Origin of the sequence: Clostridium sp. AF36-4, assembly GCF_003435975.1 — a bacterium.
Taxonomy (GTDB): Bacteria; Bacillota; Clostridia; order Lachnospirales; family Lachnospiraceae; genus Eubacterium_F.
The window spans coordinates 14668-39683 of the sequence record NZ_QTVH01000022.1; the positions used below are offsets into that span (position 1 = coordinate 14668).

22 protein-coding genes are annotated in these 25016 nt (G+C 40.7%); all 22 read right to left on the reverse strand.

Translation table 11 applies throughout. The features are described 5' to 3' along the window. Positions 1-10: 10 nt before the first annotated feature. A complete protein-coding gene (locus DW005_RS10775; protein WP_022377412.1) occupies positions 11-727 on the reverse strand; it encodes a cyclase family protein in 717 nt (238 codons plus the stop codon). A gap of 12 nt (positions 728-739) precedes the next feature. Next, positions 740-2560 carry an adenine deaminase C-terminal domain-containing protein gene (locus DW005_RS10780; RefSeq protein ID WP_242989431.1) on the reverse strand — a complete coding sequence of 607 codons (1821 nt, stop codon included), beginning with the start codon at positions 2558-2560 and terminating at the stop codon, positions 740-742. 9 nt (positions 2561-2569) lie between these two features. Next, the gene (locus DW005_RS10785; RefSeq protein ID WP_117479359.1) at positions 2570-3184 is read right to left on the reverse strand and encodes an urea carboxylase-associated family protein; all 615 of its coding nucleotides are present in this window, start codon (positions 3182-3184) and stop codon (positions 2570-2572) included. A 74-nt stretch (positions 3185-3258) separates the two neighbouring features. Then, entirely contained in the window at positions 3259-4386 is a 1128-nt protein-coding gene (locus tag DW005_RS10790) for a M20 family metallopeptidase (protein WP_117479361.1), read from the reverse strand. Positions 4387-4506: 120 nt separating this feature from the next. Next, positions 4507-6075 (reverse strand): PucR family transcriptional regulator ligand-binding domain-containing protein, encoded by a 1569-nt coding sequence (locus DW005_RS10795; RefSeq protein ID WP_117479363.1) that lies wholly within the window; start codon positions 6073-6075, stop codon positions 4507-4509. 6 nt (positions 6076-6081) lie between these two features. Continuing rightward, positions 6082-6726, reverse strand: coding sequence for a TRIC cation channel family protein (locus DW005_RS10800; RefSeq protein WP_242989433.1), 645 nt, complete (start codon positions 6724-6726; stop codon positions 6082-6084). Positions 6727-7024: 298 nt separating this feature from the next. After that, on the reverse strand, positions 7025-8332 hold the full coding sequence (locus tag DW005_RS10805) for an O-acetylhomoserine aminocarboxypropyltransferase/cysteine synthase family protein (protein ID WP_117479367.1): 1308 nt from the start codon (positions 8330-8332) through the stop codon (positions 7025-7027). Positions 8333-8464: 132 nt separating this feature from the next. Further along, positions 8465-10720, reverse strand: a complete 2256-nt coding sequence (locus tag DW005_RS10810) for a heavy metal translocating P-type ATPase (RefSeq protein WP_117479368.1) — start codon at positions 10718-10720, stop codon at positions 8465-8467. Between the two features lie 55 nt (positions 10721-10775). Further along, positions 10776-11087 carry a metal-sensing transcriptional repressor gene (locus DW005_RS10815; protein WP_022376146.1) on the reverse strand — a complete coding sequence of 104 codons (312 nt, stop codon included), beginning with the start codon at positions 11085-11087 and terminating at the stop codon, positions 10776-10778. A 210-nt stretch (positions 11088-11297) separates the two neighbouring features. Further along, positions 11298-11855, reverse strand: a complete 558-nt coding sequence (gene efp / locus DW005_RS10820) for an elongation factor P (RefSeq protein WP_022376147.1) — start codon at positions 11853-11855, stop codon at positions 11298-11300. A 65-nt stretch (positions 11856-11920) separates the two neighbouring features. Then, on the reverse strand, positions 11921-13135 hold the full coding sequence (aroD, locus tag DW005_RS13875) for a type I 3-dehydroquinate dehydratase (protein WP_181975033.1): 1215 nt from the start codon (positions 13133-13135) through the stop codon (positions 11921-11923). A 5-nt stretch (positions 13136-13140) separates the two neighbouring features. After that, a complete protein-coding gene (locus tag DW005_RS10830) occupies positions 13141-14235 on the reverse strand; it encodes an aminopeptidase P family protein (protein WP_117479370.1) in 1095 nt (364 codons plus the stop codon). After that, positions 14190-14750 (reverse strand): YqeG family HAD IIIA-type phosphatase, encoded by a 561-nt coding sequence (locus DW005_RS10835; RefSeq protein ID WP_022376150.1) that lies wholly within the window; start codon positions 14748-14750, stop codon positions 14190-14192. Before DW005_RS10835 ends, DW005_RS10830 begins: the two co-directional genes overlap by 46 nt. 26 nt (positions 14751-14776) lie before the next feature. Then, a complete protein-coding gene (locus DW005_RS10840; RefSeq protein WP_117479372.1) occupies positions 14777-16087 on the reverse strand; it encodes an ATP-binding protein in 1311 nt (436 codons plus the stop codon). Further along, on the reverse strand, positions 16088-17401 hold the full coding sequence (locus DW005_RS10845; RefSeq protein WP_207658737.1) for an ATP-binding protein: 1314 nt from the start codon (positions 17399-17401) through the stop codon (positions 16088-16090). A 19-nt stretch (positions 17402-17420) separates the two neighbouring features. After that, complete coding sequence (gene argS, locus DW005_RS10850) at positions 17421-19190, reverse strand: arginine--tRNA ligase (protein WP_117479393.1); 1770 nt, start codon at positions 19188-19190, stop codon at positions 17421-17423. A gap of 62 nt (positions 19191-19252) precedes the next feature. Beyond that, positions 19253-20566, reverse strand: coding sequence for a 3-phosphoshikimate 1-carboxyvinyltransferase (gene aroA, locus DW005_RS10855; RefSeq protein ID WP_117479377.1), 1314 nt, complete (start codon positions 20564-20566; stop codon positions 19253-19255). A 59-nt stretch (positions 20567-20625) separates the two neighbouring features. After that, a complete protein-coding gene (locus DW005_RS10860) occupies positions 20626-21267 on the reverse strand; it encodes an ATP-binding cassette domain-containing protein (protein WP_347461670.1) in 642 nt (213 codons plus the stop codon). Positions 21268-21280: 13 nt separating this feature from the next. Beyond that, a complete protein-coding gene (locus DW005_RS10865; RefSeq protein WP_117479379.1) occupies positions 21281-22156 on the reverse strand; it encodes a hypothetical protein in 876 nt (291 codons plus the stop codon). Further along, a complete protein-coding gene (locus DW005_RS10870; RefSeq protein WP_117479380.1) occupies positions 22143-22922 on the reverse strand; it encodes a hypothetical protein in 780 nt (259 codons plus the stop codon). Before DW005_RS10870 ends, DW005_RS10865 begins: the two co-directional genes overlap by 14 nt. A gap of 10 nt (positions 22923-22932) precedes the next feature. Continuing rightward, positions 22933-24048, reverse strand: a complete 1116-nt coding sequence (locus DW005_RS10875; protein ID WP_117479383.1) for a hypothetical protein — start codon at positions 24046-24048, stop codon at positions 22933-22935. A gap of 174 nt (positions 24049-24222) precedes the next feature. Then, complete coding sequence (locus tag DW005_RS10880) at positions 24223-24945, reverse strand: Ig-like domain-containing protein (RefSeq protein ID WP_117479385.1); 723 nt, start codon at positions 24943-24945, stop codon at positions 24223-24225. Positions 24946-25016: the final 71 nt, after the last annotated feature.

A 25016-nucleotide genomic window follows, 5' to 3' on the forward strand; every position in this document is an offset into this window, starting at 1 on the left:
AATCCCGCCTTTACTTTTCTACTAATGCAACTGCACGTACCGGAGAACCACTGCCATCACGAATTCTGAGTGGCAATCCCATATAAAAGAATCTTTTTCCTGCAACAAGATCCAGATTTCTCAAATTTTCTGTGTTGGTCATACCATATTTTCCACATACCAGATGACCGGAAAAATCAAGATCATCCGGTGTCTGATCAATGGCAGAGGAATCAACACCAATATTGACAACACCTTTTTTGGCAAGCCACTCTGCAGCCTCATATGAAAGACCGGTATAATAATTCTGATATCCCTCGATATCACCTTTTGCATAGGTACGATTATAATGCCCTGTATACATCAGGAAAATATCGCCTTTTTCCACTGTCAATCCTGCTTTTTCAACCGCTTCCTCCAAATCTTTTGCTTCAATATAATCCGGGTAACGGATGTGTGTGAGATCCACACAAATCGCACTTCCATAAAACAGTTTCATGTCCATTTTATCAATGGTCGGTCCTTCTGGATTGTACTCCCATACAGCATCTGAATGTGTAGGTCCATGTTCGCTGATCAAAAGATTACGCGCACTGAATCCGAGAGTTTTGGAACCTGTCTGCTTCATATTTTCCTCATGGGTCTGGTTTGTCATAATAAACGTTTTCTGGTGCATACCAAATACCGGCATTCCCTGATAAATTTCCTGTGACAAATCAATCAATTCATACTTTTCGTTGTAATTCATAAAATCACTCTCCTATTTTTCTGCAATTGTTGGTATTACGCAATAATTATTGGCATCTACAAGTCCTTTATCTGTAATCTTCCACTTTGGACTGGTCGTCAGTGCCAAAAATGCCAGATGCATAAATGGTGCGTGTGCCTCGCAATGTAATTCTTCTTTTGCCATCTTTGTGATTGCATCCATCTGTTTCGTAAGTTCTGCAGCACTCAGCTCATCTGTCATAAGACCGGCTATTCGCAGCGGGAGATCACCAATCACCTTGCCATCTTTTGCAAGAGCAACTCCTCCCTGCATTTCAATCACATGGTTAACCGCCACAGCCATATCCTCATAATTTGTACCCATGACAATGATATTATGTGTATCATGAGCAACACTTTCAGCAAATGCTCCCTGTTTCATTTTGAAGCCCTTTACAAAACCTGCACCGATGTCACTCTGTCCATGTCTTCCTACATTGGCAATTGGAAGAAGATCGTTTTCTATATCTGGTTTTACATAACCATCTTCCGCTTTCATATCTTCTACAAATGCATCTGTCAGATTCTGATCCAGAATCAGTCCGATACAGTTTACTTTCGGATTTGACTTATCACATTTAACCATCAGATCTTCCGGCTTGACCGGTTTGCGTTTAACGGAATGCTTTACAATATCCGGATACTGATAAGCCGGCAGTGGAAGCAGCAGCTGCCGGTCTTTTGCTGCAAGCTGACCGGACAAAAATACTTCCGACACATTCATGTCAGCGAGTTCACCTTCCACGACTGCAATATCTGCCAGTTTTCCCGGTGCCAGCACACCAAGTTCTGACAATCCAAGCCATGTTGCCGGATTAATCGTAGCCATCTGGATTGCCTCGGCCGGGTCTACCCCCTCTTTTATTGTGCGGCGGATAATATCATTCATATGACCTTTTGTCGCAATGTCACCTGCCAGCATATCATCGGTTGCCAGTATTGCACGCCTTGAATCCAGCCCTTCTTCTGTAATCGCACGAATACATTCCGGCATATTCCGCTGCGTGGAGCCTTCCCTCATAAGCATATAGACACCATATCGAAGTTTTTCTACTGCTTCTTTCTTTGTTGTAGTCTCATGACACGAAACATCCGTTCCGCCGCAAATAATATGAGCGGCTAATTCATTACCAAATAACTCAGGTGCATTTCCGTCGACTTCTTTTCCGATTGACCTCGCATATACAGAAGATACAATGGTGTCACGAATTACCGGATAATTATGCTCATATACAAACCGAATTGCACTCACACCCTGCGTCTCTCCCACACCAGATACAGACGGATAGGATAACATCTCCGGAATATCTTTCGATGTCACATCATAACCGGCTGTTTCAAGTCCCGGTGAATCCGGCGTAAGTGCAGGCACACGACAGAACACATGTTGTGGCATGAGCGAAGCTTCTTTTGCCATTTCTTTAATTCCGACCGGGCCGAGTACATTTCCGATTTCATGCGGATCAGAAATCAGACAAGTCGTACCTGTCGGTATTGATAACCTTGAAAATTCAGTCATGGTAAGCATCGCACTTTCAAAATGCATATGGCAGTCAACAAAACCCGGCATTACATACTTACCAGTCATATCATATACTGTTGTATCAGGTCCGGTCAGGGCATCACAGTCTCCCACCATCAAAATATATTTTTCAGAAACAGCCACATCTGCCGGATAAATCTCCCTTGTTATTACATTGACGACATTTCCGCCTTTTAGAATGATATCTGCATACTGTTTTCCACTCATCAGCACATCAACGAGGTGCTGTCTTTCTGATACTAATTTCAAACTATCCACTGACATACTCATAGAATCCTCCTATTCTTCCAATTCACATACCTGCAGTTCCAAAGGTGTTACTTTCATTCCGTTTACCGGTACAAAATCCTGTGAACATGCCGATACACAGCAAACAACATCTTTCAATGCTTTAAGTACAACATAATCACCCGCCTTTGATAATGGGTCCTCAATAACATAATCGCCATTCTCATCCATATGGTTATTCATAAACCAGTTAATCGGATCTGGTATCTCATTGCGGATAATGCCAAAACTCTTTAAGGCACCAATCAGGTTATCTTTGCAGTTCGGATGATCTTCAACTCCAAAATCTACTTTATAACGATAATAATCACAAGCCGGGAAAAAGAAATCATGTTTTCCTACTGTATCCTCTGTAAACTGCATCAAGTGATCACGGTAATTACTATAAAGGAAATCTCCAATCTTTAACCGAATACTGCTTAATGACGATCTCATATGTACCGTTGATACATACTCACTCAAATCATTTTCGTTAAAACAGATAAAATCACCAACCTGTTTTCCTTCAACATCCACAATCTTTAAAAACTGTCCCTTCTTAACTCTGACTCCACGTCCTTCGTAAGGTGGGATAAAAACCTTTTCCTTTACAATATAATTTGCCATACATAACCCTTCTTTCTTTATTTTTTGAAAAATAAAAAGAGTCCACTCGCTTTTCTGCGATTATGACTCCTTTGTCAACAATACTGATTCATATACTCTAAATATTTTTCCGCCACTTTTTCTAATTGAAATCGTGTTACATATTCATCCACATTATGCATCTTTTTCATTCTGCCCGGTCCACAAATTACGAACTCACCATCATTTTCTCTTAACAACTCTGCCAGATCCGTATAATAAGGAATCCCCTTCGGATATTCTGCCGTATCATAAAGCGACAGCCACTTTTTAACAAGGGGTACATCCGTCTGTTCTTCCAGTACCATTTTTTCATTTTTTATTTCATAGGTCATCCTCACCTGGTACTGTGCCTCAAATGACTCCTGAATCTGTTTCAGACATGTTTTAATCTGATTATGATTCGATGAAGCAACGGTTCTTACATCAAGCACTGCCTGTGCTGATCCGGGAATGATATTGCTTTTAAATCCTCCCTGAAAAATCGTTGTACTGATAGATGCCTTCCCCAGCAGTTTTGATTCTTCCAAACATGGGAGGGAATTTTTAATCCATTCAATGGCTTTCCAAAGATACTCGTTACCATTTTTTGCTTCCTCCGGCATCGCTCCATGCGCCTGCCGCCCTGCAATCTTAAGCAAAATCCATAACACACCTTTTTCTGCTATCACGACCTTTCCATCTGTCGGTTCACTGAGAAGTATTTCTTTCACATCATCCATCCAGCTGCATTTTGCAACCCTTTTCGCTCCCATACATCCGCTCTCTTCATCAGCAGTAAATACAAAGCGCAGTGTCTTTTTGGGTGTCTTTTTCATCTTAAGTACTGTATCAAGTACTGTCAGCATAATTGCAACACCACTCTTCATATCAGATGAACCAAGACCATATATACGGTCACCACCTTCTGTTGCATGAACCGGCTTATATTTCCACGCTGTTTCATCACCACATGGCACCGTATCAATGTGTCCTAAGAACATTACGCTCTCACTACTTTCACCCGGTATGGATACGACCAAAGAAGCACGTCCTTCACCATGATCAAAGATTTCATATTGACTTTCGTTTAATGCCATCCTTTTAATGATATATCGGACTATCATATCTTCTTTTCCCGGTGGATTCTGTGTGTCAATCTCCAGCAATTCTCTCAGAAAAATTTCTGGCTTTTTTCCTGTCACTTTACCACCTGATTTCTTTGTTTTGTTTTTACAATGCGAATTATAGCAAACAAAAACCAGCGGTACAATATACCGCCGGTACACTTCTGTTATTGAGAATCTGTCTCATCTGTACAATCTTTATATGTCATTTACAATTTTAGACTTTATTGCAAATTCTACTTCAAGCCTCTCCTCCATATTGTCAAGCGATACCCCCATGACTTCCTGTATCTTATGATAACGGTTTTTCATCGTATTATAATGGATATATAATTGCTCCGACGCCTCCCGCAAATTCCAGTTGCACTCAACAAGCATATTCAACGTATCAAACAGTTCGCCATGATTTTCAAGATCAAATTGTTCTACTCTACCCAATTTATCCTGAAAGAAATTTTTTACAGCAGGGTTTCCCTTTAACTGATCCAATAAACGGTAAAAACCAAGTTGGTTGTAAAAATAAGAAGTATTTTCCCAGCCAAGTCTGCGCCCCATAACAAGAGCAGTTTTTGCCTCACGAAAACTCCGGTATGCCATTCCTATCTCATCGGCAAGTCCACCAATTGCAAAAGACAGCGTAAATCCTTCCTTTGTATAAATTCTTTCATTAATTCCTGCTAACTGTTTCTGTATTTCTTTATGACTTTTTCCCTCGTCCCACAATAAAAATACAACCCGGTCAGTAAATGTTGTATAAATCGTTTTTTTAAACGACATCCTTACTTCTGCTGCCACCTTCCGCAAAAGCTGCCTGGAAAGTTCATTGACAGCTGCCCGGTTCGTTCCTGTCCCTTCTTTTTTTTCAAAATTCTTCTTGAAATGGTCGACATCTGCTATCATGGCACGGACATGTCCCTCAAAACTCCAGCCAAAAAGTTTTCCTCTCTCCCTAAGTTCGTCCTGATTATTAATATTATTATAGATAATATCCAGGACAAGGTTATCTCTGTACTTTCTCTCAATCTCATCATTCGAAATTTCGCGCTGTATTTCCAATTTAATAATTGTTGACGCATGTTCTATCGCAATCAGATCATATTCATTTGCCTTATATTTTGTCTCATTAACAACAAGATAACCATATGTCTTCCTTGTGACAGTTATCGGAAAACACGGATATTTACTCATATAATTTTCCATATTGATTTCCATCTCATCATTCGAACAAAAAACTCTTTGTTTGATATTATCAACAAAAGCAACTTCTTGCCCAATGAGATCACTGAGATATTCCAAAACCTTTCCTATTCCTTCCTGCCTAATTGCAATATTCGTAAAAATGCAGTGTATTTTTTCCGACTTTTTTATGATTTCCAACTGTCTGGAGTTTGCTTTTGTCAAAACCGGAGTAATAACATCAACAAATGAAAATGAAAATGGCATATACACAATGGGAAACGAAAGTTCATCCGCCTTTATGCGTACTTCATCCGGCATATCATCAATAAAACGGCCTAATTTAATGAATAGCGCTGCTGCACCATTCTTTGCTATCTTCTCAATCAATTCAAGCAGATACTCCGTATTATCTTTAAAAATATAGCCGGATGTCAAAAGGATTTCTCCTCCCTGAAGCCAGTTATAAATATCCGGTGCATCGATTACGCTGACCGATGATACTTCTCTGTTTAACCCTCGATTTCCACATATTACTCGAAATTTTTCAAATCCCTCTGTATGAAGGATCTGGTTTACTGTTAATTTCATACAAAGTCACTTCGCTTTCTCTAAAATCTCCACCCTTGGAAGATTCCATTTAAAATGGGATGCCAATATACGCACAACTATAATGCACACCATAGAGAAAAAAACTGCCCATAGTTCCGACAAAATTTTATCGAGCCACAAATACATGAGCGCACCGAAAATAGAAGCCGTTGCATAGATATGTTTGCGGAAAATATAAGGAACATTGCCTGCAAATATATCACGCAATAATCCGCCGCCTACACCGGTAATTACTCCTACAAACAAAAGTAACGCAAAATTGTCATTCCCAATCCGTTCCTGTACAAAACGGATTCCCAAAATTGTAAATGCTGCCAGGCCCATTGCATCAGATATAAACAACACCGCATTCGCCCACGAAACATTTGTCAGAATGTCATGCCGTGTCAAAAACATTGCCAAAAAAAACACAACAATAGAAACAACAATTGCTACTTTAGCCTGCGTCGGATTCTGAAAAGCAATCGGAGGAATTTCTCCCGTTACAATATCGCGGATTACCCCGCCGCCAATTGCCGTTACCATGCCAAGTACAATTACTCCAAGCAGATCCATTTGCTTTTTCATTGCCTCAATTGCTCCGGAAACAGCAAAAGCAATTGTTCCCAGTGTTTCCAGAAAGTTCATCATGAAATCCACATCTCTGCCTCCTTGTAAAATTCAGTCAGTTCTATAAAAAAAAACACCGCGGAATAGACCACGATGTCTTTTTATGATTTACATTCTACAACAGCCTTTGCTATTTGTAAAGATTATTTTTCATTATGTTATAGCATCATTACAGACTATTTTGTTTTAATTTTAAACCTTTTGCTGCATCTTCCCCTCTCACCACTCTCCCCTCTCCCTCTAAGCCAAAATAAAAACGAAAAAAAGACGGGAAGCTATATCTGCCACGCAGATATCCCGCTTCCCATCTTTTTCGTTTTTATTTTACTGCCTTAAAAGCTTCTTCCAAGTCTTCAATAATATCATCTACATTCTCTGTTCCGATTGACAGACGAATGGTATTTGGTTTGATTCCCTGGTCTAACAATTCTTCCTCATTCAACTGAGAATGTGTTGTACTTGCCGGATGAATAACTAACGATTTTACATCTGCTACATTGGCAAGCAGGGAGAACAACTCCAGATTATCAATGAAATCTTTTGCTTTCTTGTCATCGCCTTTAATCTCAAAGGTAAAGATTGAACCGCCGCCATTTGGGAAGTACTTTTTGTACAATTCCTGCTGAGAAGGATCATCGGATACAGCCGGATGATTTACCTTTTCAACTTGTGGATGATTGTTCAAATACTCTACTACTTTCAATGCATTTTCTACGTGGCGCTCAACTCTAAGGGAAAGAGTTTCAAGCCCCTGCAAAAACATAAATGCATGGAACGGAGAAAGTGTCGCACCGGTATCACGAAGCAGAATCGCACGGATTTTCGTAACGAAAGCAGCCGGTCCTACCACTTTTGTAAAGCTGATTCCGTGATAACTTGGGTTTGGCTCGGTCAAAGAAGCGAATTTGCCGCTTGCTTCCCAGTCAAACTTACCGCTGTCTACAATGACACCACCGATTGCTGCACCATGTCCACCGATGAATTTTGTTGCGGAATGAACCACGATGTCAGCACCGTATTCAATCGGGCGAACCAGATAAGGAGTAGCAAATGTATTGTCAATTGCCAGTGGAATTTTGTGAGCATGTGCAATGTCTGCCAATTTCTCAATATCCACAACATCTGAGTTCGGATTTCCTAATGTCTCAATAAATACAGCCTTTGTATTATCTTTGATTGCAGCCTCAACCTCGTCAAAGTTAAATGGATCAACAAATGTTGTTTCAATACCATACTGTACTAATGTGTGAGCCAACAAATTGTAAGTTCCACCATAAATATTTTTTGCTGCTACGATGTGGTCTCCTGCCTGTGCAAGATTCTGAATCGTATAGGAAATTGCTGCTGCACCACTCGCTACGGCAAGTGCTGCCACGCCGCCTTCAAGTGCTGCCACACGCTGTTCAAAAACATCTTCTGTAGGATTTGTCAAACGTCCGTAAATATTTCCTGCATCCGTAAGTCCAAAACGTGCTGCTGCATGTTCACTGTTGCGGAACACATAAGATGAAGTAGCGTAAATCGGAACTGCTCTTGCATCGGTAACCGGGTCCGGATTTTCCTGTCCTACATGTAACTGAAGTGTCTCAAATTTTAAATTTCTTTCTGCATAACTTTTTTTACTCATATTCTCATACCTCCATTTTCATTGTGCTCTGCACAGGTGTTATTTTCTTGTTCTGTAGTTATCATACCAAATAGGTAGGGTATTGTCTAATACAAGAAATATTTCACTAGGTATAGGAATACGCTATAACCTTTAAATCTTCTTAAAATTCAACCGCAGCGCATTTGTCACCACACAGAAACTGGACAAACTCATTGCTGCCGCTCCAAACATCGGATTTAACTGCCAGCCAAACAACGGAATCCACACACCGGCTGCCAACGGAATACCAATAATATTATAAACAAATGCCCAGAATAAATTTTCACGGATATTTTTTCTGGTTGCACGGCTTAAGCGGATTGCCGCCGGAACATCACTGAGTTTACTCTTCATCAATACAACATCCGCTGCATCCATTGCCACATCTGTTCCGGCTCCAATGGCAATTCCGATATCTGCCTGCGTAAGAGCCGGCGCATCATTAATACCATCGCCCACCATGGCAACCTTGCCGTTTTCTTTCAATTTTCGAATCACGGCCTCTTTTTCATCCGGCAGAACACCGGCAATCACTTCATCTACACCGGCTTCCCGGCCAATCGCATTTGCTGTTTTTTCATTATCTCCGGTAAGCATCACAACGCGAAGTCCCATTTTCTGCATCTGGCTGACGGCATCGGCGCTGTCTTCTTTCATCGTATCCGCCACGGCAATCATACCAAGCAGCGTGTCATCTTTGGCAAAATACAATGGTGTTTTTCCTTCTTCTGCCAATCGATTCGCCTGCCCTTTTACCGTGTCATCAATCACTGTCACCTTTTCAATCGCAGACTGATTTCCACCAAGCAGAACTTCTGTTTTACCATTTTCTTTAATCTGTCCTTTCAGACCATTTCCCGGCATAATTTCAAATTCCGAAAGTTCCGGTGCTAAAGTATCAAGTTCCTCTGCATAGGAAACAATAGCACGTGCCAGAGGATGCTCACTCTTTTTCTCCAGCGCATACGCATACGAAAGAAGTTCATTCTCGGAGTACCCGGAAAATGGAATCATATCAGTTACCTTCGGCTCACCGCGCGTAATCGTTCCGGTTTTATCCAGTGCCACGGTTGCAATTTTACCCGTCTCTTCCAAAGCTGCTGCCGTCTTAAACAAAATTCCGTGTCTGGCGCCAAGACCATTTCCTACCATAATAGCAACCGGCGTTGCCAGACCAAGGGCACACGGGCAGCTGATAACTAGAACCGAAATAGCACGTGCCAATGCATAACCAACACTTTGTCCACACAAAAACCATACAAGAAAAGTAACTACTGCAATTGAAATAACAACAGGAACAAAAACGCCCGAAACTCTATCTGCAATTTTGGCAATCGGTGCTTTCGTTGCCGCCGCATCTTTTACCATCTGGATAATCTGCGACAAAGTGGTATCTTCTCCTACTCTGATTGCCTCGCAGCGAAGAAAACCGGTCTGATTCAGCGTTGCGGCAGAAACCATTTCTCCTTCTTTTTTATCTACCGGAATACTTTCTCCGGTCAGTGCCGCCTCATTGACTGCACTGCTTCCTTCTAAAATCACGCCATCCACGGGGATATTTTCCCCCGGTTTGACAAGGAACATCTCTCCCTTTTGAACCTCTTTTACCGGCACTGAAATTTCCTTTCCATCCCGAACAACAACCGCCGTCCGGGGAGCTAACTTCATCAAGCCTTTTATCGCATCCGTTGTCTTTCCCCTAGAACGCGCCTCCAGCATTTTCCCGACAGTAATCAGCGTAAGAATCATTGCCGCCGACTCGAAGTAAAACTCATGCATATATGCCATAACTTTTGCCTCATCCATCAACCTCTGTGCCTCCGCCATCGCAAATAACGCATACACACTATAGCCAAAAGCTGCACTGGCGCCAAGCGCAACTAACGTGTCCATATTTGGCGAACGCCGCCACAAACTTTTATATCCACTGACAAAAAATCGCTGGTTAATGACCATAATCGCAATCGTCAATAACATCTGAGCAAGTCCCATCGCTACATGGTTCACACCAAGGACACCCGGCAGGGGCCATCCCCACATCATATGTCCCATGGATAAATACATCAAAAATACAAGCAAAATCAAAGAAGCAATCAATCGTTTCCTTAACTTTTTTGTCTCTGTATCTTTTAATGTATCTTCTGTCTCCGTTTCTCCGTTCTTTTTCTGTTCCATCACGTGGGCACCATATCCGGCATCAACAACTGCCTGAATAATAACGGAATCCGGCACATCCCCCTCTACACCCATGGAATTTGTCAAAAGATTTACACTGCATGAACTTACGCCCTCAACACGGCTTACCGCTTTTTCCACACGGGCACTGCATGCTGCACATGCCATGCCTGTCACTGCATACTGCTTCATGTATATTCCGCCTTTCCTGTTTTTTTATATTCTTCTTATCGAAGTACTCTACTTCCTACCGCATCAGTTTTTGCAGAGTCGCAATCAATTCATCTACGGTTTCTTCTTTTCCTGCCCGGATATCATCCGTCACACAGGTCTTAATGTGGTTTGCTAACAAAACTCGGTTAAAACTATTCAATGCTGCATTGACCGCTGCCACCTGGACTAAAATATCCGTACAGTAAACACCTCGCTCAACCATTCCTCTAATTCCGCGGATTTGTCCTTCCATACGGTTTAAACGATGGATTAAGTCTTTATACTCTTTATCTGAGCGTTCTTTGTGCCGTTCTTCACAGCACGGACACGTTTTCTTTTCTTCCATGCAATCACTCCTATCGATAATTTTCGATTCGATTATATACCCCCACTGGGTATATTACAAGTGAAATTTTTCTCATTAAGCAAAAAAAGAAGTTTAATTTGTAAGAGACTATAACACAAAGTGTTACCCGTCTCAAAACAAATTAAACTTCTTTATATTTTGAACTATCTCAGTGCGATAGCTCTTTCATCATGCACTTACAAAAATGCTCTATAATCTCTTCAGATATTCCCCGGTTCTTGTATCAATCTGGATTTTATCACCCTGATTTACGAAAATCGGAACTGCAACCTGTGCACCCGTCTCAACGGTAGCTGGTTTTGTAACGTTTGTTGCTGTATCACCTTTTACACCAGGCTCTGTCTCAGTTACTTCCAACTCAGCAAACATCGGTGGCTCAATTGCGAAAATGTTACCTTTGTAAGATACCATCTTAACATTATCATTCTCTTTTACGAATTTCATGGAATCGCCAACTGCTTCCTCTGTCAATGCAATCTGCTCATATGTTTCATTATCCATGAAGTTGTACATCTCACCATCGTTGTACAAATACTGCATTTCCTTTTTATCAATATGCGCCTGTGGATACTTCTCTGTCGGACGGAATGTCTTCTCCACAACACCGCCATCTACTACGTTTTTTAATTTGGTACGAACAAATGCAGCACCCTTACCCGGTTTTACATGCTGGAACTCAATAACCTGATATACGGTTCCATCAATCTCAATTGTCAAACCGTTTCTGAAATCTCCTGCTGATACCATAGTTTCCTCTCTTTCCGTCGCACAAAACGACAATAAATTCATATCTATTCATAATTTTAGTATATTTAGAAGCATTTTTCAAGTATTTCTTTTGCAATCTCGGTAATGATTTTCCCATCCGTGCTTACCGTCACGGTAGCGGCGTGCTCATAATACACTCTCCGCTTCTCCATCATCTGTCGTATGTAGTCCACATTCATGTTATCTTTCAACAGTGGGCGATTCGTGTTATAACGAACCCGCTCAAAAATTGTCTCCGGCTTTGCCGTGAGTAAAACAACCGTTCCGATTGCCTGTAACTTTCTCACATTCAGTTCCCGCAGTGCCATACCGCCACCACAGGAAATAATCGCCGGTTTTATCATACCTAACTCATCAATCATGGATGTTTCCAAATCACGGAAATAAGTTTCTCCTTCTTTTGCAAAAATATCCGAAATTGCACGACCTTCTTTTTCCTCAATCCACTGGTCAGTGTCGATTTCCGCGCGCAAAGCAAGCCGTGATAATTCATGTGAAATGGTTGATTTCCCAACGCCCATAAAACCAATCAAAATGATGTGGCGGTTTCCTTTGTAAATTTTGTCAAACACCTCACACATCGTTTCATAATAGACCTGTCCGGGTGCGGAAGCCTCACTTACACAGCCAAATGAAACAAACGAGCCATACAATCCGCCATACAATCTCGAAACTTTTCCAAGCTCCCCCATCGACATCGTAATCAATGGAAAATCCGGAAATTCCTCTTTCATGGCAGCGGTTGCATTTAACAGCGTATCCACATCTTCTCTTGTCTTTGGCATACAAGCTAACTTTCCGGCGTAACACCCACACTCTTTTGCCTTACAGAGTCTTTCCTTAATTTCATCCACAGACGGAGTTTTGGAAAAATCATGATAGGAGCCGATTACTTTGGTCTTAGTGTTTGAGTACTTTTGACAGAGTGCTTTTACCTCTTCTTCATCCCGCGCAGCCTCAACATCCACATAATCTGCCGTCTGCTGTTCAAGGATTTTGCGCATTGTTTCAAAATAATCAAAGCGGGAACCATTTTCTTCGCCGCCTTCTGCCACCGTGCGAATGGTGACTAACAGCTCCTTTTCATTAAGCACACGCTTTAACTCCGTTATGACATCAAGAATTTCTCTCCCATAACCGGCAAAAAAATCAATGCGCCACTCCACCATTTCCACCGGCAGTTTTGCAATCTGTTTTGCCTCGCGAATAATTCCATCACGAAGCGGAGCAACAATTGGTACACAAATTTTAGGCCTCATCCACTTCATCCTTTCTGTGCGGTCAACTCAAGCAGTTTTTTTGTCGAATGGGTAATATTTTCACATCCGTCTTCTGTAATAATCACAACGTCCTCAATCCGAACGCCGCCAATTCCCTCAATATAAATTCCAGGCTCCACCGTAATTACCATACCGGGCTTAATCACGGTTTCTTCTCTCGGTGAAAAATTTGGACTTTCATGAATTTCAAGTCCAACCGAATGTCCCAGTGCATGTCCAAAATATTTACCATAGCCGGCATCTGTTATCACATCTCTTGCCATCGCATCAATCTGGCTTCCCTTCATTCCCGGACGGATTCCTAAAAGTGCCGTCTCCTGTGCTTTTAGCACCGTATCATATATTTCACGCTGTTTCTCACTTGCACTGCCAATGACAACCGTTCTTGTCATATCCGAACAGTACCCCTGATACAAACAGCCAAAATCCATCGTTAAGAAATCGCCGTTTTCCAGCTTTTTATCCGTTGGAATTGCATGCGGCATCGCCGAATGTTCTCCCGATGCGGCAATCGTATCAAAACTAAAACCTTCCGCACCTTCTTCTTTCATGTAAAATTCCAGCCATGCGGCAACCTGTTTTTCTGTCATGCCCTCATGAATTTTGGCAATTGTCTTTGTAAAGGCGCGGTCACCGATTGCCTCTGCCTGCCGTATCCTTTCCTGCTCTTTCTCTGTCTTTATCTGACGGAACTGATTCATTTTATTTTCTAATGAAATCAGTTTTGGAGATTTTCCCTCATTTTTTTGAAGTTGTTTTTCCAATTTGTGATAAAGTGATACCGTCATCACCTCATCTTCGATGCCAAGCCTTTTCACACTCTCTTCTTCCTTTAAATGAGCCAAGAGATTTAAAAAATATCCATCGCTTGTCCATGTCTCAATTTCATAACCCGGACACTCATTTTTTGCTGCGATCACATATCTGGAATCCGTGACAACCACTTTTTGCCGGCAGGAAAAATACACATACCCCTCCCCCGTAAAGCCGGCCACAAACCGCATATTTGCCGGTGAGGTAAGAAGAATCGCATCTACCTTGGTGGATTGAAATATTTTTTCTTCCATTTCTTTTCGCATCGTTTCTGCCTCTTTTCTTCGCGTTTTTTTGCGCGATATTCATGCAAAACAATTTTCTCCAGTTTGCGCTTTAATACAATCTGGATTTCTTCCTTTTCGTTAATCGGCTTTACCAAAAAATTTTTGAGTCCGATTCGTTTAGCACCAAAAATATCCGTAAATAACTGATCGCCGACAAAAATCGTGTTTTCCGGTCTTGTATTCATCAGTTCCATCGCATAAAAATAACCTTTCTTTGCCGGCTTATGCGCGTTAAAAACCGTGTGAACACCAATTTTCTCATTAAACGAATGAACACGTTTCTTTTTATTATTGGAAATCAGACAGCACTCATATCCAATTTTTTTCAGACGGGAAAACAATCGTTTTGCCTGCTCCGTTGCCTCTTTTCCATGTTCGACAAGCGTATTGTCAATATCAAAGAGAATTCCCCGGTAACCTTCTTCATATAACTTTTCATAATCAATGGCATACGTTGACGACACCGTTGTATCCGGAAAAAAACGTTCAAACATAAGCGGGTATCCTTCCTTCCATCAAATTATTTTACAAGCGACTGCAAATGAATGATAAACTGTTCTGCCACACGGCCGGAATATCCACCATTTCTTATGCTCCATGCATTCGCCTGCATCAAAAGTTCTTCCTCTGACAAAGTAATCTCCGGATGCGCTTTGGCAAGACCAAGAATAATCGCATCGAAATCTTTTTTGCTTGGTTTGCTGAAATTGATGCTGACACCAAAACGAGCAACCAGAGAAAGTTTTTCCTGCATCGTATCCGAGCGGTGCAGTTCATCATTTGACATATCCGAGCGGTCGCTCCATGTCTCACGAATCAGGTGACGACGGTTTGATGTCGCATAAATCAGAACATTATCCGGACGTACTTCCATGCCGCCCTCAATGACCGCCTTCAAATATTTGTACTCAATCTCAAATTCCTCAAATGACAAATCATCCATGTATATAATGAATTTGTAATTGCGGTTTTTAATCGTCTCAATAATTGCGGACAAATCCTGAAACTGATGCTTGTAAACTTCAATTAACCGGAGTCCCTTTTCGTAATATTGATTCAAAATTGCCTTGATACACGTCGATTTTCCGGTTCCACTGTCACCAAAAAGAAGACAGTTATTCGCACGGCGTCCCTCGACAAATGCCTCCGTATTTTCCACAAGCTGCTTTTTCTGAAGCTCGTAACCAATCAACTCATCTAACGTCACATCCGAAGTATGAGTAATCGGTGACAACACCATTTCATCCCCCGTGTGAACAACACGAAATGCCTTATTTAATCCAAATTTTCCAACACCGTACCGTTTATAAAAGGCGGTCACAATGTCAAAGAAATCCTCACCGTTTTTCGCTTCACACAGCTGTGACGCCAAATCACGGACTTTTTCACTGACACTTTTATTATAAGTATTTTCTGCCTTTGCCATGGAATGATAATGGGTCAATGTCTCAAAGCATGCAACTCCCAATTTCTTTTCCATCGCAGAAAAATCATAATGGAATAAATGATAAAAATGCTCCATATCCTGTATTACAATTTCATTCACCGTACCATCTTTGGAAGCTCCGACCGTCTCACAGAGAATACTAAATGGATTTTCTGTTGTTGCCAGAAGATAAGCAATGTAACACTGCCATAAATTGTTATCAAATCCATACGTCGTTGACAAATCAAGGAGCCTGTACACCTCATCGTAAATCGCACGAACCAGCTCTTCTCTGCTGTAGGAATCATCGTGCTCCATCTTTTCTACTAAGCTGCCAAGTTTCATCAAAATACTGTCTTTTCCAAGCTGGCCATACATTACAAGCCCTGCTGTTTCTCGATACATCTACATCGCCTCCAAATCAATACACTGTATATTGTCCATATTTTTAGCCATAACAGACAACTCATTCGTAAATCCTTCTTTTGAAAAAAGGTAATAATAATCGGCTTCTTTGCCCGTCTGCTCAATGTCATGCAAAAGTTCTTCAAATTCTTCTGTCGTCATCGGCTCATTGCTCCATTTGCAGGTTCCCACAAGGAGTTTTCCCTCTTTTGTATTCGCAATCAGAGGAACAAAACCGGACTTTCCGTAAAGACTACCAAACCTTTCAAACTGCGCCGGCAGATGATGATACTGATTCATCAATTCCATAAATTCACGGCACACCTTCTGATAAGCTTTTCCTGCCAATTCATCCAAGCCGTTTTTAATATGAGCCTCATAAAATTCATCCGGGCTCTGCATACTAAAATCCGAAAAATTCGGATAAATTAACTGATACCAAAACTGCAAAAAGGAATCCGTAATACCATACAGCCCCTTCTGCACAGAATCCCGCTTTTCCGGCTCATAGGAAAAGATTTTTTTCGCCACATCAATCTGTATCAGATTTTTAATATAAACCGAAATTTTTGCTCTGGAAAATCCTGTTCTTGTAAACAAATAATTCAACTTTGGCTCATTTTCCGCAAGCACCGATAAGATGGTGCTGTAAAAAGGAAGTTCACGCAGGGAAGTTTTCAAAAAACGCTGTGCCTCCGTATGAAGCACTCCCTTTTTGTCCACAATCAGCCGTACAATATTTTGTTTTACACTTTCTTTTGGATTCCAGTGTTCCAAATACCCCGGCACACCGCCTAAAATTCCATAAATTAAAATACAATCTTTGGTTGTGCTTTTTGGAAAGCGGTCTACCATCTCAACGAAAGTAAACTCTTTTAACTTGATTGGCAGACTCATATATTTTGCTAATTCTCCCATATCCGAAACCATATCGTTTTCCACCCATCCGATGGCAGAACTCACGAAAAGAACCATCACCTGTCCTTTCGGAAACTCGTCAAATTTCGTAAGAAAATCTGCAAAAAAAGTCTTGTACCCTTTCTGCATTAAATCAAATTCATCCACGACAAATACAATCCGTTCTTTTTCCGCCTTTTCCTTTACCGAAAAAAGTACTTTTTCAAAATAACGATTCTGTTCTTTTTCAGACAACTCTCTCGCCTGATAATAGACATATGTTTTGTCCTGCACAAATTTTTTTACAAGCGTTGTTTTTCCAATCTGCTCCCTTCCATAGAGAACAACGATGGAATTACCGCCCTTTAAATAAGCCTGATTTAGCATTGCCAGTTCTTTTTCGCGGCCAATAAACACAACCATCACGCCCTTTCTTTTACATCTTGTCCGGTGCCTCAAATCCAAGCAAATCGATACAAGATTCCAAAACTTTTTGTACTAAGGAAAGAAGTTTGATGTAGGAAGCTTTTCTCTTCTCATCCTCTTCTAACAAAATTTTCGTCTCATGGTAAAAATGGTTAAAACTTTCCGACAACTCATAAATATACTGACAGATTTTATGTGGTGCCAATTCTTTATATGCCGTTTCCATCATATCCGCAAAGCGGCTAAGTGTCAGATACACGCCGGTCTCACTCTCATTTGCCGGAGCTAAAAGTTTCGTATCCTCATTCAGTACGCCCCCCTGCTCCTTATATTTTGCAAGGAGGGATTTAATTCTTACAATCGTATACAAAATATACGGTCCTGTATTTCCCTCAAAGGAAGCAAAACGCTCAATATCAAAAATATAATCTTTTGATGCCTGATTGGATAAATCACCATATTTCAAAGCAGCAAGACCGACTTTTGCTGAAATCTCTCTCGCTTCCTCTTCGCCATAATCACGATTTTCCATCATTTTTTTGTAAACTTCATCATTAATCTGCTCTCTGAGAGCCTGTAAGCGAAGCACACCACCATCTCTTGTCTTAAACGGTTTTCCGTCTTTTCCGTTCATGGTACCAAAACCGATGAAGTCAAGTTCTGTATCTGCTTTTGCAATCCCGGATTTTTTCGCTACACGGAATACCTGGGTAAAATGCAGCGACTGACGCTTATCCGCCAAGTAAATAATCTGATCCGGCTCAAACAGTTTTTCACGCTCCACAATCGTTGCCAAATCGGTTGTTGCATACAACGTCGCGCCATTTGACTTTACGATAATACACGGCGGTATCTCTTTTTTATCCGTTTCTTCCGTAACGTCCACAACAAGAGCACCCTCGCTCTCATAAGCAAATCCGTCCTCTTTTAATTTCGAAACCATATCCGGTATATACTCCTGCACATCGCTTTCCTTTTTCCAAAGGTCAAAATGAACATCAAGTTTATCATAGTTTTTCTTTAAATCGGCAATGGAAACATTCAAAACATGCTCCCACAATGCACGGTATCCACGATTACCATCCTGCAAAAGAGCCGTTGCTCCCTGTGCTTCCTTCAGATAGTCCTCATGCTCTTTGGAATAACCGCTGGCATACGGATAGATTTCCTCCAAATCCGAAATGGTAAATGGTGCTTCTTTCGGATATTCTCCCGTAAAGGACTCATCAAAATAAGGTAAATCCGGCTGTCTTTTCTTTAATTCCGTAATAATCAAGCCAATCTGAAGTCCCCAGTCACCTAAGTGCACATCACCAATCACCTTATTCCCCATAAAACGGCAGATTCGTTTCACACTTTCACCAATTACCGCTGAACGAAGATGTCCTACATGAAGCGGTTTTGCCACATTCGGTCCGCCGTAATCAATGACAATCGTTTTCGGTTTTTCGGGAATTTCCACGCCAAAACGCTCTTCCTTGTCCATCTGTTCTGCATTTGCCGCTAACAATTCACCACTCACAATAATATTAATAAAACCAGGATTTACTGCCTCGATTTTCTCAAAAGCTGCATCCTCTGACAATTTTTCCACCACATCATTGGCAATCTGAATCGGTGCCTTTTTGTATTCTTTGGCTGCTGCCATCGCACCGTTACACTGATACTGGCAAAGGTCCGGGCGGTTACTTACAGAAACCATCGCATACTTTTCATCGTAGCCTGCTGCCACAAAGCCCTCTGTCATTTTTTCTTTTAAACAATCAATTATTTTCTTCATCATTTCCTCCATTTTGAATAAGAAAGGCACCGAAATCCATCCGGTGCCACGATTTCCTATTCTTATTTTAATTCTAAATTTAATTTTGTCAACCATTCAAAATAATTTTCAAACGTTTTTCGACAACAATATGGGTCATTAATCCGAATTCCCGGAACTTTTGTACCAATTACAGCGAAAGCCATTGCCATCCGGTGATCCTCGTACGTCTGAATGACAACCGGATTTTCATCGGAGCACTTTGGTGTTTTTGGATGAATGATAAGACCATCCTCTGTCTCTTCACAAGAAATTCCTAATCTTGTCAGTTCATTGACGATTGCCTGCATACGATTGGATTCCTGCCTGCGGATATGTGCCACCCCATGAATTGTCGTATCTCCCTTTGCAAAAACCGCCGTAGCTGCAAGTGTCATTGTCTGATCTGAGAAATCACTCATCACCACATCCACACCATGAAGTATGCCATCTTCCGGTCCCCTTAAACAAATTCCATCCGGCTCGTCGGTAACCGTACATCCCATTTTTTCAAGAACCCGTAAGAACTTTACATCTCCCTGCGAGCTGTCAAAATGGACATGTGCTGCCTTTGCCACTCCTCCATTAATTGCCGCCATCGCATAAAAATAACATGCTGCTGACACATCCGGCTCAATCTGATATTCTCTTGCCGTATAATGCCCTGATGGCAGAATTTCATATTCATTTTCCGATTTCTGACGCATGGAAACACCAAACTCTTCCATCATTTTCATCGAAATTTTCACGTACGCTTTCGCATCGCGTTTGCCGGTTAGTACCACATCAAATCCTGTTTTTGAAAATACACCATTTAATAGGAGTGCCGATAGAAACTGACTGCTGGCATCAATATTTAACGATACCTTCTTTTTTTCGCTGCTTTCCTCTCGTCCAAGAATTTCAAATGGAAAACAATATTCATCTTCAAGAAATTGAAACTTCGCACCAAGGAACTCCAATGCTTCCAATAACGGACGCATCGGCCTCGCCTGCATCTGCTTTGACGATGTCACATGATAATGCCCTCCGGACAACGCAAGCATTGCCGTCAAAAAACGTGCCGCCGTTCCGGCACTTCCGACATACACATCCGCTGTCTGCTTAGGAATCTGCGTACCATGTCCCACAATCGTCACCTTAGCCTCTTTTTCGTTTACGTCTATCTCATAACCAAGTGTTTTTAGCGCCTCCATAAACACACGGGAGTCATCACTAAATAAAACACCTTTTAACACACTTTTTCCCTCTGACAGTGCAGCCAGCAAAAGCGCCCGGTTCGTAATACTTTTTGAGCCGGGCACTGTAACTTCGATTATTGGTTTTCCCACAAATGGTTTCATCTTATATTGATTCATCGTATCGTCCTCTCCTGCATTAAATCGCAAAACCAATATAACAAGAAAGCAGATTCAGGTCAAGCGTTTCGTAACACTTTGCCCTGCTCCATCTTGGAAACAGTATCACAGAGGGTTTCGATATCCTCTGCATTATGAGAGGAAAGCAAAATGGTTGTTCCCAGCGCTTTTTTCTCAAGCAGCAGTTTTCGCATCTGCAAAACACCCTCTGCATCCAATCCGTTAAACGGCTCATCTAAAACAAGAAGATTTGGCTCTTCCATAATAGCCTGTGCAATACCAAGACGCTGACGCATTCCAAGACTATATTTCTTTACGGAACGTCTAAGGTTCGGATTTAACCCCACCAGTTCCATCGTGTGAAGAATCTGCCCTCTGTCAATTTTCCCATTCAGCTCTGCTAAAACCTTTAAATTTTTGTACCCACTATAATGCGGAATAAATCCCGGTGTCTCAATGATAACACCTGTGTGGGGTGGAAAATCCACCTCTTTTCCTATCCTTTTATGGTCCACCCATATCGTTCCCTGCGACGGTCTGATAAATCCAAGAATACACTTCATAAGCATTGTTTTACCAGAGCCATTCCGCCCAATCAATCCATGAATTTTCCCTTTTTCAAAAGTCAGATTAATATCCGACAAAATAATCTGTTTTTTCATCGTCAAAGAAAGATTTTCTATTTCAATCATGCACTCCATTAACTGCCCCTCCTTAATCAATTTCGTGGTCAAAATTATAATTCATCTTTTTACATCTTATAAACGCCACAAATAAAATCACTGCCAATAATCCGATAAAATAATAGGCACTAAGTGACAGCGGAAAAACCATTTCTCTATAGTAGCGCGTGTAATGCACACCAAGAAGGCTATTAGCCATCGGAAATAAAAATTTAAAACGGGAACTTGTTGCACAAAAACAAATTCCAGCCGCAATCACCAAAAAACCCGTGATAACTCCTGCCTTCTTCGCCCCTAAGGTGGCAAAAAGCAACAGAATCATACTAAGCAAAAACAAATACAAAAAGACAAATAACACCCCGCAAAAAACAGCAAATGCCGGCGACATATGATAATAAATTTCCGGCGGAATGCTGACACTTCCTGTATTTTGTGCATAGTCCGGAAACGAATAGGCAAACTCCGAAACCACAGGACTCCATTTTGCAGAAAAACTTCCACCCCACAAAACAGGAATCATCATTCCCACAAACACAATGAGCAGGTAACTAAGAATGCTCATCTGTGCGTACAAAATCTGTCCAAAAAACCAATTTCCTTTCCCCGCTCTCTGCACAACAAAAAGTGTATTTCCATCAATTCTTGGATAATCTGATATAATCGCAAGAAACACTGCCGGCACAAGAAGAATCATAAAATTGGAATTTAACAGGGCAACAAATGGCTCATACACATTGATTGGTTTTCCCATCATAGCTGCATTTTGCAGCAGAGGAACCGTAATAAACTGATAGGCAAAAACAAGCGCTGCCACAATCAGAATCATGCGCGGATCCATAATAAGTTTGATATACTCCATCTTTGCTATATGCCATATTTTACTGACCGAAAATTTACCATGTTCCACGCAATAACCTCCTTTTTATCAAACAGTAACATCCTATCATAAGCACCAATGCCGCAACCGCCATCCAAACGCCTGCCGTTACCAGATATTGTTTCCATGGATAATAAAGGATGCCTGTCGTTTCCCAAATCGCTATATTCCGGTTTCGAAGAAGCAAATCATACAAATAAATCAAGATAAACGGCATGCATAAAATAATATATCGATTTTTCAATAACGCAGTGAAAAACAAAACCGGTATACACACCAAACATCCGTAAAAGAAAAACCGGATTCCCTTCCTAAGAAGAAGTGGCACAATTTGTGAAAGAATCGGCATCTTTCCCATAGAGGTAAAAATCACAAACAAAATTCCTTCATACAAAAAACGCCCAAGCACAGCAAGCAGACCACTGGACAAAACAGCCTCCGCCATACTTCCCACAATATACTTTCGTACACCAATTCTTGCCTGACGAAATAAATAATTGTTCGTCATCTTTTCATTCCAAAACACATTTAAGAATGGAAAGATAACAAGAATTGGCATAAACATCGCCATAAAAATACTGATTGGATTTGTAATCAGACTTTCAAACGTAATATCATTTTCCAGAAAAATCTGTCTCATCTGTCCCTCAAAAAACAAATCCCAAAAGGAATATTCCTTTCCGCTTTCATTGGCATAGCACACAGCCGTAAAACTTAATGCCGTAACACATAGAACACAACACCAAAACACCTTATTCTTTAAAATACGTTCTACAAAACTTTTCATCCAATTCATCGCTACCCTCTCAATAATTCCTCACATAATCAACGGTTCCCGTCTTGCAGTCGACGAGAGCAAATTCTTCCTGATTTTCTTTCTCCGAAAACAACATCAGATAACAAGGACTTGTCGTATACTTTTCTCCTGCCTCATGCTCACTCTCTTTTCCGGCATCGCTGCACATCCGGTAACAAATCGATATCTTTGAAATATGATAACCATGATAGGAAGGAAGTTCTTTGGAAACAAGTTTTAGTGCACTTTGCAGTGATAATACCGTTTTGATTTCTTTTTGCTTTTCCGCCTCGTACATTACCCCCTCGTTTGACAAAAAACTATCTGCCCCCTTACAGGAACTAACCACAATCTGGTCATCATAACAATCCGCATATTCAACCGACAAAGACTTCGTATCTGCACTCTCCATTAATTTCTTTTGAACTAATTCTTCCACCCCATGATATGTTTTGCGAAAACAAAAGCGTAAGAAAACATTTCCATCTTCACCATTTTTGTAAACATCAACTTTACTTGGCCGGCTTTTTAGTACGTTTTTCGCCACCGTTTTCTCCCACTTTTCTTCTTCCTTTTTCGCAAGTTCCACCGCCTGTTTCAGCGAAATTGTACCATCCTGCAACTGATATGTTTTATTTTCATACTTTCTATCCAGCCATACGGTTTCAAAAAGATTCTCCTCCTCTATTTCATCCGATTCTTCTGACTTCCGGTAATTGATAAATCCATTATTTCCAAGCAGCAGACGTTCTCCCGTCTCTGTATTTTCATACTCCGGTCCCGGTGGCGAACTATTCGGGTTCTTTTTATAATACTTTTTTTTGAATCTCTTTTTCGGTACATAGGATTCAAAAATTTGATTTTCTTTCTGTAATAAATCACCTGCCTGCAAAAGTTTCGCCTCATACATCTTATCCGGCACATCAAAAAAAGCACAATTTTTAATATCAAGATTTTCAAACGATGTTGACCGGATATCGGCAAGTTCCCGTCTTAATCCATCCATATTTACATACTGTAAATCATTTTTGTTTTCGCCTGCTACCTCTTCCGGGCTTTGAATGTAATCGCAGCCAACACATAAAATAATGGCTAAGATAACAAATAAAATGTGTGTGTGTTTCAATGGTATCCTCCTTTAATTTCTGGCATCTCCTGTCTGCAATCATAACACGATTTACATGACATAAAACATAAAATTCGCGAACGACCTTTTTTTCGGAGTGAACGACCACTTTTAGCCTTTTTTATACAACACATGATGTTTTTCATACCTAATCAGAGATACATGAATACTCTTTTAAATTTTCTTTATAAACTCAGGCAATGTATATCCAAGCGGTGTCATATATGAACCATCCTCTGGTATACGAATCCAAGCTATTTTAGGATTCACCTCTATTACAACAATTTTGTTCCCATTAAAATCATACATACCTATCTGATGGCTCATACCCATCTTTTTCTCAACAGGATTTTCTGCATATGAATACCAGTTTTTACAACGTATCATATCAAGAATGTTACTCATTTCTTGTTTCGTACAAGTATACTGATTCGTGTCATCCATTCTTCGAATGACAACCGATGCAACATTTGAAAGATTTGGTCTGAAAACTTTACCTATTAAACTTGGTCTGCAAACCACTCGAACTTTATAAGTTTTTCCTAAATACTTTACCTTAACCGTTGCTTTTCCTCGTTTCAACAATGTAACAACTCCCTTTTTTGAAACTCTAGCAACTTTTTTGTTTGACGATGAGTACGACACACCTTCTTTTGCTGTAAATTCAAGATTTACTCGTTTTCCTACATCACGATAAATTGTCGTTGATACACCAAAGCCAACTTTCTTTACTATATTTATCGTAATTTTTTTCTTATTTGATTTTGTTCTCAGTACAAATGAAGTCTTTCCTTTTTTCTTAGGAATTACCTTACCGTCTTTTATATTTATGTACTTTTTGTCATACTTTACGGCTTTTACCTTTTTTTTGCTAAACTGATTAAGGCTGTATACCATATCCTTCTGTACATATATCCGGAATTTTTTCGGGTGGTTGTCACCCTACCCGATTTTCCTTTCTTTTAATT

Excerpts from the sequence above, each read along its gene's own strand:
- DW005_RS10870 (WP_117479380.1), bottom strand. The coding sequence starts at position 22,922 with ATGAATTGGATGAAAAGTTTTGTAGAACGTATTTTAAAGAATAAGGTG.
- DW005_RS10880 (WP_117479385.1), bottom strand. The coding sequence starts at position 24,945 with ATGGTATACAGCCTTAATCAGTTTAGCAAAAAAAAGGTAAAAGCCGTA.
- DW005_RS10840 (WP_117479372.1), bottom strand. The coding sequence starts at position 16,087 with ATGTATCGAGAAACAGCAGGGCTTGTAATGTATGGCCAGCTTGGAAAA.
- DW005_RS10810 (WP_117479368.1), bottom strand. The coding sequence starts at position 10,720 with ATGAAGCAGTATGCAGTGACAGGCATGGCATGTGCAGCATGCAGTGCC.
- DW005_RS10830 (WP_117479370.1), bottom strand. The coding sequence starts at position 14,235 with ATGCGAAAAGAAATGGAAGAAAAAATATTTCAATCCACCAAGGTAGAT.
- DW005_RS10860 (WP_347461670.1), bottom strand. The coding sequence starts at position 21,267 with ATGGAGTGCATGATTGAAATAGAAAATCTTTCTTTGACGATGAAAAAA.
- DW005_RS10775 (WP_022377412.1), bottom strand. The coding sequence starts at position 727 with ATGAATTACAACGAAAAGTATGAATTGATTGATTTGTCACAGGAAATT.
- DW005_RS10835 (WP_022376150.1), bottom strand. The coding sequence starts at position 14,750 with ATGTTTGAACGTTTTTTTCCGGATACAACGGTGTCGTCAACGTATGCC.
- argS (WP_117479393.1), bottom strand. The coding sequence starts at position 19,190 with ATGAAGAAAATAATTGATTGTTTAAAAGAAAAAATGACAGAGGGCTTT.
- DW005_RS10785 (WP_117479359.1), bottom strand. The coding sequence starts at position 3,184 with ATGGCAAATTATATTGTAAAGGAAAAGGTTTTTATCCCACCTTACGAA.
- efp (WP_022376147.1), bottom strand. The coding sequence starts at position 11,855 with ATGGTATCAGCAGGAGATTTCAGAAACGGTTTGACAATTGAGATTGAT.
- aroA (WP_117479377.1), bottom strand. The coding sequence starts at position 20,566 with ATGAATCAATATAAGATGAAACCATTTGTGGGAAAACCAATAATCGAA.
- DW005_RS10795 (WP_117479363.1), bottom strand. The coding sequence starts at position 6,075 with ATGAAATTAACAGTAAACCAGATCCTTCATACAGAGGGATTTGAAAAA.
- DW005_RS10805 (WP_117479367.1), bottom strand. The coding sequence starts at position 8,332 with ATGAGTAAAAAAAGTTATGCAGAAAGAAATTTAAAATTTGAGACACTT.
- DW005_RS10800 (WP_242989433.1), bottom strand. The coding sequence starts at position 6,726 with ATGATGAACTTTCTGGAAACACTGGGAACAATTGCTTTTGCTGTTTCC.
- aroD (WP_181975033.1), bottom strand. The coding sequence starts at position 13,135 with ATGAGGCCTAAAATTTGTGTACCAATTGTTGCTCCGCTTCGTGATGGA.
- DW005_RS10780 (WP_242989431.1), bottom strand. The coding sequence starts at position 2,560 with ATGAGTATGTCAGTGGATAGTTTGAAATTAGTATCAGAAAGACAGCAC.
- DW005_RS10815 (WP_022376146.1), bottom strand. The coding sequence starts at position 11,087 with ATGGAAGAAAAGAAAACGTGTCCGTGCTGTGAAGAACGGCACAAAGAA.